The 14673-nt window shown below is 40.8% G+C and carries 12 protein-coding genes; 10 read left to right on the forward strand and 2 right to left on the reverse strand.

All coding sequences use genetic code 11. The features are described from left to right. Positions 1 to 1878, reverse strand: a complete 1878-nt coding sequence (locus CH365_RS06885; RefSeq protein WP_100767833.1) for an ABC transporter ATP-binding protein — start codon at positions 1876 to 1878, stop codon at positions 1 to 3. 279 nt (positions 1879 to 2157) lie between these two features. Between CH365_RS06885 and CH365_RS06890 the strand changes: the two genes are divergently transcribed. From CH365_RS06890 to CH365_RS06915, 6 genes are all read left to right on the forward strand, one after another. After that, positions 2158 to 2769, forward strand: coding sequence for an ACT domain-containing protein (locus CH365_RS06890; RefSeq protein WP_100767834.1), 612 nt, complete (start codon positions 2158 to 2160; stop codon positions 2767 to 2769). Between the two features lie 124 nt (positions 2770 to 2893). Next, positions 2894 to 4387 carry an HD-GYP domain-containing protein gene (locus CH365_RS06895; protein WP_100767835.1) on the forward strand — a complete coding sequence of 498 codons (1494 nt, stop codon included), beginning with the start codon at positions 2894 to 2896 and terminating at the stop codon, positions 4385 to 4387. A gap of 226 nt (positions 4388 to 4613) precedes the next feature. Then, positions 4614 to 6101: an HD domain-containing phosphohydrolase gene (locus tag CH365_RS06900; protein ID WP_100767836.1), complete on the forward strand. Its 1488-nt coding sequence runs from the start codon at positions 4614 to 4616 to the stop codon at positions 6099 to 6101. Positions 6102 to 6173: 72 nt separating this feature from the next. Further along, a complete protein-coding gene (aroC, locus tag CH365_RS06905) occupies positions 6174 to 7319 on the forward strand; it encodes a chorismate synthase (protein ID WP_100767837.1) in 1146 nt (381 codons plus the stop codon). 141 nt (positions 7320 to 7460) lie between these two features. Beyond that, positions 7461 to 8915: an NADH-quinone oxidoreductase subunit G gene (locus tag CH365_RS06910; protein ID WP_100767891.1), complete on the forward strand. Its 1455-nt coding sequence runs from the start codon at positions 7461 to 7463 to the stop codon at positions 8913 to 8915. After that, a complete protein-coding gene (locus CH365_RS06915) occupies positions 8902 to 9429 on the forward strand; it encodes a NuoI/complex I 23 kDa subunit family protein (protein WP_100722294.1) in 528 nt (175 codons plus the stop codon). The genes CH365_RS06910 and CH365_RS06915 overlap by 14 nt, the downstream gene beginning before the upstream one ends. A 96-nt stretch (positions 9430 to 9525) precedes the next feature. Here CH365_RS06915 and CH365_RS06920 read toward each other — a convergent pair whose 3' ends face one another. Beyond that, on the reverse strand, positions 9526 to 9825 hold the full coding sequence (locus CH365_RS06920; protein ID WP_100767838.1) for a DUF433 domain-containing protein: 300 nt from the start codon (positions 9823 to 9825) through the stop codon (positions 9526 to 9528). Between the two features lie 287 nt (positions 9826 to 10112). Between CH365_RS06920 and CH365_RS06925 the strand changes: the two genes are divergently transcribed. The 4 genes from CH365_RS06925 to rsx all read left to right on the forward strand — a co-directional run bounded on the left by CH365_RS06925 (position 10113) and on the right by rsx (position 14649). Beyond that, entirely contained in the window at positions 10113 to 10577 is a 465-nt protein-coding gene (locus CH365_RS06925; RefSeq protein ID WP_244283019.1) for a helix-turn-helix domain-containing protein, read from the forward strand. Between the two features lie 320 nt (positions 10578 to 10897). Then, complete coding sequence (locus CH365_RS06930; protein ID WP_100767893.1) at positions 10898 to 12589, forward strand: RICIN domain-containing protein; 1692 nt, start codon at positions 10898 to 10900, stop codon at positions 12587 to 12589. Between the two features lie 142 nt (positions 12590 to 12731). Then, positions 12732 to 13262 carry an RNA polymerase sigma factor gene (locus CH365_RS06935; protein WP_100767839.1) on the forward strand — a complete coding sequence of 177 codons (531 nt, stop codon included), beginning with the start codon at positions 12732 to 12734 and terminating at the stop codon, positions 13260 to 13262. A gap of 1 nt (position 13263) precedes the next feature. Then, a complete protein-coding gene (gene rsx / locus CH365_RS06940) occupies positions 13264 to 14649 on the forward strand; it encodes an LIMLP_03685 family anti-sigma factor (RefSeq protein WP_100767840.1) in 1386 nt (461 codons plus the stop codon). The last annotated feature ends 24 nt before the right edge of the window (positions 14650 to 14673 follow it).

Below are 14673 nucleotides of genomic sequence, written 5' to 3' on the forward strand. Positions count from 1 at the left end.
CTACAATCCGATTGCGGCCGCGGAAAGTGAATCATTTTCCGGAGAAGGATAAGGTTCCAAACTTCCGTTTTTCAAGACTACTACTTGGTCTGCGGCATGTAAACCGGTCAATCTATGGGTCACGGAAACGATTGTTCTACCTTCTCTCAATTTTTGGAGAGTCTTTAAGATCCTTGCTTCTGTGATCGGATCCAATGCGGAAGTCGCTTCATCCAGGAGAAGAATTTGAGGATTTCTTACCAACGCTCTTGCCAATGCGATCCTCTGTTTTTCTCCGCCTGAGAGTTTAGAACCCTTGTCCCCTGCTATGGTTTCGTATCCGTCAGGAAGTGCAGAAATGAATTCATGGATCTCGGCAAGTTTTGCAGCTTCGATCGCTTCTTCCGGGGTTGCGTCCGGGCGCCCCATACGAATGTTTTCCAGAATGCTGGTATGGAATAGGAAAGTATCTTGGAATACGATACCAATCATGGAATGAAGTGCATCCAAACGGATCTTCTCCATTGCAATACCGTCCAAAGTAACTTTTCCTTGGTTCGGTTCCATCATTCCTAGGATAAATTTGAGAATGGTACTTTTTCCTGAACCACTTTGTCCAAGGATAACAGTATAAGTTCCTTTTTGGATCTCCAGATTGACTCCGCTTAAATTCTTGGTTCTACCTTTATAACGGAAATGTAAATCTTCTAGTTTGATAGAATTTTGCAATTCAGAAGGTGCAAATGGACGTTCTCCTCCTTCGGATTCGAAGGTAGGAGTTCTTAAGATCTCTAATATTCTTCTAGCGGAACCGCTTGCTTGGTTCATCGTAGGAAAATATTGGGATACATACAATAGAGAATAAGACAAGTTCAAGAAAGGAGGAAGAAAAGCCGCCAAAGCTCCCACACTCACCATTCCGTGGAATGCGAACCAAGCTCCCGAAATCAAAAGTACCGCCTGCAAAAGAAGGATCCCGCCGGAGGCAGAACGTTCTAAATAAGAATTAGTCAGCCCTAATCTTAAAGAAACATGAAATAGTTTCTCACAGTTCCCTTTGAATTTATCCCAGAATGCTCCATCCAAATCGTAGACTCGAATCAGATTTTGAGCAGAGATAGATTCTTCGACAGCAGTGAGTACCTTGGCTTCTTCTATCTTTCTTTCGTAGCTTGCTGCGGTTGATCTAGTGGAGAAAAATACAGGACCTAAAAAAGTGATCGGCCAAATCAAGGTGGCAATTGCTCCCAACTTCCAATCTAGAGCGAATAATAAGGCAGTTCCGAAAATTGCTTCCAGTAACGGAGAAATTCCCCAAGGAATGAGTGCAAGCACTGCGTTTTCTAATGCAGTCAGGTCGGTTGAGAATCTTGAGAGCACATCTCCTAGACGAGTATTTGCGTAAAAGTCTAAATTCACTCTTTGTAAATGAATGAATAACTCTTCTCTCATATCTCTTATAGCACGAGCAGAGACCCAATTGTATAAATAATCTCTGAATGTCCCTGCGGCAGTAATTAAGATCGTGCCTCCAATCAGTAGAGCACCAGTTATGTAGAGAACTGTTTCATTCTTTCCGATTAAAGCTTCGTCGATCAAAAACTTAAAAGAGAAAGGAATCGCAGAATAAACGATGATTTCGGTAAAAAGAAGGCCTAAAACGATGCCCAGTCGTACTTTATAATTCTTAAAATATCTGCCTAAACCTAGAAGGACTAGCAAAGGAGATTCGGAAGAAGGTTCGTTTCCTGCAAAACTTGGCCCTAAAGAGGAAGAATAAGAGCCTCTAGCAGCCTGGCTTCCTTGTGGAACCTTAGGTCCGGCCGATTTTGTGTTAGAATACGTCGCCTGCGTTTTTCCGAATTTGAATCCTTCGGTAAATTTCTGTTTATTTGTCATATATATATCCCCATGGATCCCCAGTGGGAGAAATGGGCGTATCGGTTAGTAAAAAAATTTCACCGATTTCCCCAGTATATTCCAGAGGCCTTCCGGCGTATATCCGCTAGCAGCGGTTTTTCCTCGAACTTCTGTCTCATTGATGAAAAATTTTAGGAGACAGAATATTGAAAAAGGAGCTACTACTCATTTAGACTTCGTAAAACATTCACTGAAAAGCCTTAGTTTTTGAGTGTTATTTTTCAAGGAATATGCAGGCTTTGTAGGAAAGCGGAAACCATGATAGAATTTAACTACAAAGAAGAATACGGAGTCTACAGAGTTACACTTAAGACTTCTGAGACTGCCCCAGGAACCCTTCATAAAATGGTGAAGGCAATGTTCTTTATGGGATTTGAGATCCTTTCCGGAGATATTCGCACGATCAAAGATGGCGACTCCATGATCAGCTACGACGAATTTCTTCTCAGGTCACCTGAAACAGATTCTAAAATCAAAGCATCCAAACTCGGCATCTTAATGTCTTCTGTCTTTTCCGATGATAATGCGTTGGAAGAGATGATCCAAACCTCAAGTGAAATAGACATTCGAAATACATTTTATCTAGGACAAGATTCTCAATTGGAGTTTGAGGACGTTCCTGGCAATTCTGCTACAAAATTCTACTTAGAAGCTCCAGACAGAAAAGGGTTATTATACTTTGTGACCGGAGTTCTGAAGGATCTCGGGATCAATATTCTTTCCGGAGAAGTTAGAACGGACGGTAAATCCTTAAAAGCCCAGGACACATTCATATTAACCGACTCTCGTACAGGAATCGGTTTTGCAGGAAGCTCCACAGAAGAAAGGATCCGAAGATATATTCTGCAAAGCAGCTTAAATCAAGTTTGATTGCGCATATTTGAAACGTCCAAAGTAACTAAACCCATAAAGAGACGTATTGTGGTATCGGAATGATTCGATTCATCGGATCAATTTGCCGATACTATAATCCAGGAGTTCCTTCCACCTAACGATGGACGCAGCCAGAGATTTACAAAAGTTCGATTTTACGGAAGAAGTGATCCAACACTTCCGAGAAAATAGAATTATACCTGTCGATTTTTATAATAAACACGGACAGATCCTGATCCACAAAAAGGATATGGCGTCTGGAGACGATATCAGTCGTCTTCAAAAATTCGAAAAACAAGGTATCTATTTTTTAACTGCCGAGATCTCTAAGATCCATCCCGGTTCTAACAAAAAAAGTTCCTTAGATCCTTCTTTCGATAAACTTATTAATCCTACACTCACTTTGGATATGTCCAGAGGAGCGACTGATCTATTATCCGATATCAAAAAGTTTCCGTTAAACGGAGACCATGTAAAAGAGATCAACAAATCCATAAACGCAGTCTTAGATGACTTTAAAACTTCTCCTAATATGGAGACCGGACTAGTCAATATTATAGAAGTGATGAAGAATGCGGGTATGCCCGTGGATTCCGAAGTCCTGACCAAAAGGACAGTGATCGCGATGGCATTGAAGGTAAGAGCTGCAAAAGTTTTTACCAAGGTGGATATGGAGCAGAAGAAGACAGAACAGATGAATCTGATGATGGCTTCTTACCTTGCTGATATCGGTTACACTCAGATGAAGATTCCGACTCACGCGAATCTAAAACCAGAAGAGTTGGAGTATATCAAAAACCATCCGATCATAAGCTACTTGATGATTGCTAATCTTCCGGAGATCGAAGATCCTGTTAAGGCGGTAGTTTTAAATCATCATAGACCTCATCGTGGGGAAGGGATGAATAATAATTATCCACAAACCAAACCTTTGGTGCAAAAACTCCAAGGGTATCGAGAAAAGTATAAAGACGATTTTCGTAAAAATCTTTTAGCAACCGATATCCAAAGACAAGTAAAGTCCATTCTTACGAACGCAATCTCTTACGAAGATATCGGGATTCTTTCTATTGCGGGAGAATTCGCTTCTTTGACGACTCCTCAGCCTTGGAGACAACCGATGGATGGTCTCAAGGCTATGAAACTGATCTTGAACAATAGTTTCTTCGCTTATAATGAAAAAACGCTGAAAGACTTTTTCGATCACGTAGGACTTTCCTTATGTGATAACCAACCTTTCGTTAAGATTGGAGATTACGTTATTGTCGCTTCCCAGGATTCGAATCGTAAGGTCTTCTTTGAAATCTGTATCATTAAAGAATCTCACAAAAATTCCATCCGACCGATGTTGGAGAGAATCGGAACTATCCGACCGAAGTTCGCAAACAATGGAAAGATCAGGATCTCCGGCTTCGAGATGGGCAGCTTGACTGTGGACAGAAGACGAGCAATTTTTAACTTAGAGCGTAACGCAGACCCGAGAAGGATCATCTATTTAGTGGATCCGGAAATCGATCCTGAGTTTTTTGACTCTCTGGATCGTAAAGTAAGGGAAACATATCCCTCTAGGACTTCTTCCGATCCGGATTCTGCCTCTAAAGCACCTGTTTCTTGATCGATTGACACAATTTCGGAAATTTATTCTTGCCTGCTGCTAAGGCTGAATCATTTCTTTGTTACTAGACAGATATCTTACTTAAACGTTATATACATTGGGCTTATAAGTCTGGTTCAAAACTTAGGTTTAATAGCAGTTTTGATTTCAGGTTTCAAGAGTTTGGACTGGAAGGGATAAACTCTTGTATTCTTTGGCCCTCAGGTAATGCGTATGGATTTTTACTATGACTCAATTTCAAAGCGGTCCGATCGATCCCCTCAGACTTGAAAGATTTGAGTTCAATGCAGAAGTAATCAGACAATTTAAAGAAGCTCAATCCATACCCGTAGATTTTTACAATAAGAACGGGCAGATCTTAATCCATCGCAAAGACAATGCGAGCGAAGCAGATATTAATAAACTCCAAAAGTTCGAACTACAGGGAATTTATTACCTTCTATCCGAAAGACATAAGGTTGGAATCCAAGTAGAACAACCCGATTCCGTAAACGGCAAAAAAGTTTCTTATATCAAATTAGTGAATCCTGATCTCACCTTGCAGATGGCAAGGCAGGCTTCCGATCTTCTCAAAGAACTGAGAGATTATCCATTAAACGGAAATCATGTGAAGAATGTCGCAAAGGCAATTGATGTAATCCTGGACGATTTTGCGAATAGCCAAGATGTCGAACTAGGCTTAGTCAACGTAATCGAAGTAATGAAATCCGCCGGAGTGGAGACAGACTCCGAAGTTTTGACGAAAAGAACAGTCATCTCCATGGCAATGAAGTTACGGAGTTTAAAAGCGATCTCAGTTAAAGACACTGAAAATTCTAAGGCACAACAATTAAATCTGATGATGGCGGCTTATATGGTAGATATAGGCAAAGTCAGAATGAAACTTCCGGAACATGGGAACTTAAGCACGGAAGAATTCGAATACGTGAAAAATCATCCTATCGTAAGCTACTTGATGATTGGGAACTTGGCTTCTATTTCAAGTCCAGTTAAAACTGCAGTATTAAACAGCCATAGACCGTACAGAGGAGAAGGATTGAATAATAACTATCCTTCTACCGCTTTCCTAGAGAAACGACTGGGAGAATATTACGAAAAATATAAGAACGATCCTTCCAGAAGTATACTCGTGGAAGATATGCAGAAACAATTATATCTTTTACAAAGCAATTCTTATAGCGAAGACGATCCAGCAATTATTTCTATCGCGGGAGAGTTTGCTTCATTAAGTAGTGCTCAAAATTGGAGACCAGCATATGCTCCTATCACCGCTATGAAGTTGATCCTGAATAACAGCTTTTTCTCATATAATGAAAGAGTAGTTAAGGAATTTTTCGATTTTATGGCTCTGAGTTTATGCGAGAACAAAAGTGTTCTAAACGAAGGGGACTATGTGATCGTGGTTTCCACAGATTCTCAGCATAAGATCCATTTCGAGACCTGCGTAATCAAAGAAATTAATAAAAATCAAACTCGTCCTCTTCTGGAAAGAGTCGGGACAATTAGGCCTGTCTTCTCGAATAAGGGGAAAATCAAGATCGTAGGTTACGATCGTAAAACTTTCCGACCGGACGCAAGAAAAGCAGTCTTCAATCTTGCAAATGCTGTGGACCCAAGAAGGGTGATTTATGCGATTGATCCGGAATTGGATCCGCCTTTGTTCGATCTGATAGATAAAAGTTATCGCAAAACAGCTCCGAAATCTGTCGCGTAAACGGTCCGCTTTTCCGTTCCATATTCGAATCCTACTTTCTTCCGTTAGTGGTCTCCTGTTTTCTGGTACTGTATGCCTTCCAGTTGGGGTAAAATATTCAAAGTCAGTACGTTCGGAGAATCTCATGGCGAAGCCGTGGGAGTTGTTGTAGAAGGAGTTCCAGCAGGAATTCCGATCCGATTGGAAGAAATCCAAAAGGATTTAAACAGAAGAAGACCCGGACAAAGTAATCTTACGACTCCTCGGGACGAATCGGATACGGTTCGAGTTCTCTCCGGTGTTTTTGAAGGAAAAACGATCGGAAGTCCGATCGCATTGATCGTAAACAATCAGAACACGATCTCTAAAGATTACGAAAATTTAAGAGAAACATTCCGTCCTTCTCATGCAGATTATACATATCAGACTAAATACGGATTCCGTGCTCACGTAGGAGGAGGAAGATCCTCCGTTAGAGAAACGATTGCGAGAGTAGCTGCCGGTGCGATTGCTAGAATGATCTTAGAAGACGATCTAGGTATAAAAACAGTCGCTTGGGTAGACACAATCGGAACCATCTCTTCCGAAATTGCGGAAATCAATTATCCTAAAACCAGGGAAGAAGTAGATGTAAACGAAGTTCGTTGCCCAGACTCCCGGGCCGCGGATAAAATGCGTTCTCTCATCCTCGAAATGAAAGAAGCAGGCGATAGCGTAGGCGGGATCATCCGCTCCGCTTCCTATAATCTTCCTCCAGGTCTTGGAGATCCTGTTTACGATAAACTGGATGGCGACATAGCAAAGGCTATTCTTTCCATTCCTGCCTGCAAAGGTTTCGAAGTGGGTTCGGGGTTTTCTGGAACTCTTCTAACCGGAAGTACTCATAATGACGAGTTTTATGTGGAAGAAGGAAGTGGAAGAGTTCGCACCCGTACAAATAATTCCGGAGGACTCCAAGGTGGGATTTCTAACGGAGAAACTTTGGTGGTCCGGGCTGCTTTTAAACCTACTTCTACTATTTTCAAAAAACAAAATACTGTAAATATCGAAGGCAAAGAAACTACTTTGGAAGCAAAGGGTCGTCACGATCCATGCGTTCTTCCAAGAGCAGTTCCGATTGTGGAAGCTGCGATAAACCTGGTTCTAGTAGATGCGTATCTTTACCAAAGGGCGATGAATCCTCAGTGGTTTCAGAAATGGGCCAAAATTCCGGATTATTACAGAGATTTAAAACTCTGATTCGTCTCTCAGTCTGAAGTGGCTTCAAGAATCTGAGACAGGCTCTCATATCTTTGCGATCTAGAAACGGGTTGCCAACTTGGAATAGTACGTTTCCATTGAGATTTGGCGCCTGGCTTGTTTAGAAAAACGGAGGTTCGAGTGGTCAAGATAAAGATAGACGGGATCGAATACGAGGTCGACGAGAAAAAAAATCTGATATCCGCCGCTAAAGATGCCGGAGTGGATATTCCGTTTTTCTGTTATCATCCTAAATTATCCGTGGTGGGCATGTGCCGCATGTGTCTCATCGAGATAGAAGGGATTCCCCGTTTACAAGTTGCCTGCAATACTAAGGTCACCGAAGGACTTTCTATCGTCACGAAAAGCGATAGAGTCAAAGAAGCAAGAGAAGGAACGATGGAATTCCTACTCGCAAACCACCCATTAGACTGTCCCGTCTGTGATAAGGCCGGCGAATGCCAACTCCAAGATAATTCCTTTAAAGAAGGGAAAGGAAATTCAAGATTCACATTAGAAAAAAGGAATATTCCTCAAGAAGAGATCGGTTCTAATTTAATTATCAATCACAATCGTTGTATCGTATGTTATCGCTGTGTTCGTTTTGAAGAAGAAATGGTGGGAGAGTCCAATCTTGGGCTATTCGAAAGAGGATATCATTCCATCATAGGTCTTGCAAAAGAAGAACCTATCAATCACAACTACCAAGGTGCGCTTGCTGATATCTGCCCGGTCGGAGCATTATTAAATAATAAAACATTATTTAAATCGAGAGTCTGGTGGTACAAATCGGAAGAATCCGTTTGTACCGGCTGTAGCACAGGTTGTAAAACTTATACAAATGTACGGGACAATAAAATGTTCCGCTATATGCCTCGTATAGATGAGGAGAAGGACCAATATTTCCTTTGTGATAAAGGACGATTCGATGTGGATTGGCTGAATACAAATCGGTTATTCTCTTTCTATAAAAATGGAGAAACAAGTATCAGCAGTACTGTTTTAGATGAAATTTCTGAAAAAATTTCAAAATCCAAAAAGATCGCTGTGATTGGTGGAGCTCACGAGTCGGATCAGAACTTAAAATCTATTAAAGAATCTTTATCCAAACTTGGCGTTGCAGTCGTAACCGAAGCTAGAGTAAGTTCCGAACAATATAAAGAACCTGAACAAGTCGATTTCTTGTACACGACTGATAAAAGACCGAACACTAAGGGTGCAGTAGAAGCAGGCTTTATTTCTGCCGAAGGAATTGATTCCATTCGTTCGGCAGCTTCTAAGGGTGAATTCGATCTGATCTTTGTAATTAAAGAAAAAGCTTCCGAAATCTTGGCTGGCGTTCCTTCTGAATCTATTGTAATCTTAGAAACGAATCTTACGGAAGATGCGACTAAAGCAAAATATTCCGTGCCGATCAAAGCCTATTCAGAACAAAGCGGAAGTTTTACAAATAAGAAGGGATGGTCCCAGAACTTCAATAAATCTATGGAAGCACCAAAAGGTTTATCAAGCTCTGCGGAAATTTTCTCTTTATTGGAAAAGAAAACGTTAGAATTACGTTCTAACCTTAGAGAGGCAGCAGTTGGGAACCGTTAATGTAATTAATGTAGCGGCAAAACATAAACCCGCTTGGTACCAAAGGTTATATTCCTATTCCATTGCGAATGGGTTATGGATTACTTTAAAACATTTTATTAAAGCAGCTTTTCTAAAGGGTGCAGTCACATTAGAATTCCCTGAAAAGAAAAGAAAGTTCTCTCCTCGTTTCCGTGGGATGCATACCATGAAACGCGATGAGATAGGCAGAGAAAGATGTACCAGCTGTTTCTGTTGTATGTGGATTTGCCCTGCAGACGCTATTAAGATAGAAGCAGGACATGTAACTCCTGAGATTCAACATCTTCATCCGGAAGATAAGTTTGCTAAAAAGTTCGAGATAGACTTATTACGTTGTATATTCTGTGGGATGTGCGAAGAAGCATGCCCTAAAGGTGCGATCTACTTGGATGGTCCTGCGGAGATGGCCGCCGATAATAGAGAGGACCTAATCTTAACTAAAGAAAGAATGATGCAAAAAGTCGGAGGACCGATCTTAGGAGAAAGGCTCTAATCTTCCGACCCTTCTGTTTATAGCTCGCTTCGCGAGCTTCAGGAAGCACAGCGACTATAGCTCGCTTCGTAAACTTTAAGAGCCTAATCTGGGCTCTTAAGAAACTTTCCGATCTTTGTCTTGTAATTCCGAAGATGCAAATTCTTTCGGAAGTTCTCGATTCGCTTTATCTAATATCGGAGAATGTAATCTTTTCGAAGCATATTCCAGACAAGCTTCGATATCCAAAACCTTAATATTCGGATATTCGTTCAGGATTTCACGGTATCCGAATCCTAAAAAAATCATATCTAATATTTCTAAAACTCGGATCGAGGTTCCCCGGATAACCGGTTTGCCTCCGCAGATGGAAGGATGAGAGATAATACGGTCTAGTTCTTTTGTATTTGTTTCCATTCTAATTATACAACAAAGCTCCAAACCAAATTTTGAATCTTTAATTCTGGAGTCCGAAATTTTTCCCAGGAAAGAAATAATCCCTAAGATTTAGGGAATGAACAACTCTTTAAAAAAATACAAAAGTAATGATGAGAATAAAAAATACTTAAAAGTAATTAAAATACTCTAGAATAAAAAATTCACCGTAAATCGAGCCAAGTCAATCCGAAGAAAAAGAATTCGATTCGAAGCAGAGCAGCATTGCAGATCTTATTCTATTCTAAACGTTTTTAGACGTCCAAAATATGGAAAACGGCTCCATCGAATCAATTTATATTAAAATAGGCGACGTCTTTCGATATTGCAGGATGGAGAAGGGTCTTTCCCTCAAGGAACTTGCAGACGCTCTTAAAAAAGAATATGGAGTTCCTTTCAATCCTAACCTTCTAGGAAAAATGGAAAGGGGAGAATCCAGACTACTTACTCACGATTTTATCAATCTTTGCTTATTCTTTCGTTTGGAGCTAAAAGCATTTCTAGATAAGGATAAGAAGAATATACATGAAACTGCATTAGGCGATCTAACAGAAGATCCTGCAATTCGTAGGATCTTGATATTCATAAGCGAGAACAGAGGCTCTAAAGGTTTTGTTAGCTTCTTAGAAGAATTCCTAAAATTTATGGGACCACAATTGATCCGAATGAGTAAAGACTCAGATCTTAAAAATCTAAAAGCTGCTTCTCCAAAGAAAAAAGGTCGCAAGTCTTAATACATCCCTTTAGTAACTCAATCCTTCTTCTTTATAAAATATAGAACAAACTTTACTCGTTATAATCGAACGAGCTTAATAAATAAAAATTTTATTTATTTCAGAAATTATATAATCTCGCTTCGAAAATAAGTGAGAATTAAGACGCTTATATTACCTTGTCGTTTAAATACATAAAACCTCCACATTAAAACTAAAGAGGGATCATAATGAAGAGAATCATCATCCGGGGTGTATATACTCTGGTAATCATCGGACTTCTCGGCGGGTCATTCGTGGCTTGTAGCGATAAGTCCTCGTCGAACGGAGCGGAGCTAGGAATTCTTTCTAGTCTTCTTCCTTCTAAAAGCGGAAATGGATCTAAGTTACTTAGCACAGCCAGCACTTATTTTCATAACGAGATTTTTCCTCCACATTGGTTGAATTGGACCACTGATGGTGCAAACCCAATTGAAACAGGACCTACTTTCTTAACTCGCGGTTTGAAATGTAGCGGCCGTTATTGCGATGATGTAAACCTTCTCGCAAGCGAATCCGGATACACTCAAACCAATAGTTGGTGGACAGATTGGTTTTCGGAAGAAGGTACCAATTATCGTGTTTGTGATAATAATGCTTTCGTGACCGGTATCAAATGTTCCGGAAGTTATTGTGATAACGTTTCCTTAAAATGTTCTCAATTAAACAATAACGGTGTTAGAACGGGATGTTATTGGACTTCCGGGATTTCTGAAGAAGACGGTGGAAAATTCGTAGCTCCTGAATCTATGTATATCGCTGGTGCAAGTTGTAACGGTCGCTATTGCGATAGTATGAGTTTATATCTTTGCCAAGCTGATAACGGTGGACCAAATGTTGATCAGGATGCACTTGCACAACAATTTGCACCTCGTTTGAGATTCGATCAAGAGACTACTACAGGTTCCGGAGATTCTGGAAAATGTTTTACTAGTGATCCTCAGACTTATTACACTCAAAGAGCTGCTGGAGTTGCTCCACAAGATCTTTGTAATAAAGATTATTCTACAATTTCAAATAACCAAGTTCCTATTTTCTATGAAACTTCTCTTGTTGGAACGAATGCAGTTCTGATTAGATACTGGTTCTTCTATGCTTGGCAAAGTACTTGTTTCTTAAGTTTTGGAAGCCACGCGGCTGACTGGGAAGGAATGAGCGTCCTAGTAGTGAACGGACAAATGAAACGAGTTGCTTGGTCTCAACACTCCGGCTGGTATTCTAAAGAAGCTGGTAACTTTGAAGTAGCGAACGGTACTCACCCGGTTGCATACGTTGGTAAAAACGCACATGGATCTTTCCATGATGACGGTGGATCCGGCGGATGTTTATACTTCGAAGATTTCAGAAATCCAGGTGGAAACGACTATCATCAAGACACTTGGAACAACCTTGTTCGATTGAGAAGAGGTGGAGATGCTCCGAGCTGGATGAATTGCCAAGGAAGCGGATGTTTCGACGGAATTGGACACCCAATGGAAAGAGGAGACTGGCGTTCTAACGCGGGTTGCGGATCTGACGGTTGTGGTAAATCTTCCGTGGGAGGAAACATTCCTTTCGTAAACGATCCAAATGGTTCTGAGTATTCAGCGATCTCGGCAAAACATAGCGGCAAAGTGATCGATGTTCCAGGCATCAGTACTGCTGACGGAGTAAATCTTTACCAATGGACAAACGTAGGCCAAGATAACCAAAGATGGACACTCGAATCCACAGGTGACGGATACTTCAAGTTTATCGCAAAACATAGCGGCAAATGTTTCGATGTGAAGGGAGGATCTACTGCAGCAGGAATGAATGTGATTCAATATTCTTGCGGTGGGGGAAACAACCAAAGATTCCAACTGCTCTCTTATGGAGACGGATTCTTTGCTCTTCAAGCAAAACATAGCAGCCAATGTTTGGATATTGCTGGTGGCGCGACTGGAGACGGAGGTCTCTTGATCCAATGGCCTTGTGCTTGGACTGATAACGAAAAGTTCCAGTTCTTGCGCTAAAATTACCTGGCGGGGAAACCGTCACGTAATCTAAAAAGGTAAGGCTCTCGATTTTCGAGGGCCTTATTTTTTCTGCTTCCGCAGAATCGGAATATCCCAAAAATTAGCAGAAATCCTTTTTTTCGGCCCGACTGAACTACAAATGCAAGGTCTTTCCCAACAGGAATTCATTACTCTATACGAGTCCTGCAAAAATACTGTGTATCATTTCCTGCTTAAACTCTCAGGAAATCCCGAAATTGCCGAAGATTTGACTCAAGAGACATTTTTAAAGGCTTATGAAGTCATGGATCGTTTCGATTCCGAAAGAGGAAGTTTCTCCTCTTGGTCTTGCACGATCGCTAAAAACCTATATTTTAAACATTTCAATCGTACAAAGAAGGAGACGGGGAACGTCTCAATTAATGTAGAGAACTTTCCGGAGCTCTCAGGGGGCAATCATGAGGATCCTCTGGAATTAGAGAAAAATTCTCTTAATTTAGCGTTAAAAGATGGGGTTTCCCGTCTTCCTGAGCCTGAAAAGAGTATAATATTACTGAAGGAAATCCAAAAGAAAACTCTCAAGGAGACTGCGGATGCTCTCGGAATTTCTGAGAGAACCGTTAGTCGTCGTTTGCTTAGTGCGTTCAGAATATTAAGAACGCATCTTGAAGCAGAAGGAATCGGACTATAAGATGGCATTAGATACCCAACAGTCAAATAGTTTCGAAGACTTGCTAGAGTTATATCTTTCTGGTGAGCTTGATGCTGCCGGGAAAAAACAACTTTTGGAGATTGTATTAAAGGAACCTGAAAGAGCAGCAGAATACCGAAAAATTACCCAGATCCAATCACAACTCAGAACGTCTAGTGCGTCTCAGGAGTTAAAAAACCTTTCTCCTCAGACTTCTTCTAAAAAAGTCCTCCCTTTCCTTAAACCGGCGATCTATTTCGCAGCTGCGGCTTTGGTATTTGCAATATTTGGAATATACTTCTATAAGGGTTCTCAAATCAAAAAAGGAGAAGCTACTTTAGATAAGTTCACTTACTCGTATGGAGATTGTTCTATCGAGGGTAAAACTTCTCAGGCCGGAGAAGATGTATCTGGCAAAAGGATCGTATCCGGAAAATCCTCCCTATGTGATGTCCAGTTAGAAGGAGAAAAGAGCGTGTCTCTTAGAGCTCTCCCTGATACAGACTTCACTGCGGAACGTAAAGAAAAAGAGATCCATGTATCTCTTGGATACGGTACTATTCTTCTGGATAGCCAAGGTCCTAAGGATGCAGAAAGTATTTCTATCGGTTCTGATGATTTCAAATTGATTTTAGAAGGAACTAAGGTTTCGGTCAATAAAGGACAAGCTGACTCTTCTCTCTCCGTAAAAGTATTAGAAGGAAAAGTCAGATTAGAATCTGGTGGCGCGATCTTTTGGGAATCTGTTTCTAGTTGGTTGACCAAAGAAGAAATTGCTCTACTCGCAAAAGAATATCCGATCTTATTTGATAAACAGCAACTAACGATAGAGTCGGGACAACAGCTTGCTTGGAAAGGATTCTCACCCGCAAGAATGAAAGGCCTAAAGAAGATTGAAGATTCGATCAAGGCCAGTAAAAAGTCCCAGCCTAGCGCTCAACTTGATGAAACTCTAATCAAAAGTCTAAAACCTCATGTGGATTCTCTTCCAAAGGATCCGTTCCTAATATCTCCTAAAGAGCTTAAGAATTCTCTCAAAAAAATACTTCCGGACGAAAAAGCAGATCTGGAAAGAAAGTTTGCGAGTATGGTCCGTTTCCCACCAAAGGATCTGAAAGAAAGAGAACAACTGATGGAGTTGGTCAAGAAGGTAGATAAGGCATCTATCACGGATATCTTAAACGGTAAAGGTCCGGGAGCCCCTGGTACTCCAGGCGTTCCTGGTGCTTCAAATACACTCTCTCAAGAAATTCGTATTCTTTATTTAAAAGACGGGTCTACGGAAAGAGGAGTGATCTATCAGCAAGATAGCTTCTACGTTGTAATAAGACCCGATGGGAATTTGATCATTCCAGTAGATGCGGTAGAAAAAATAGAGTCCGAATAATCTAAGCAACGTCGTGCTATTGCA

Origin of the sequence: Leptospira neocaledonica, from assembly GCF_002812205.1 — a bacterium.
Classification (GTDB): domain Bacteria; phylum Spirochaetota; class Leptospiria; order Leptospirales; family Leptospiraceae; genus Leptospira_B; species Leptospira_B neocaledonica.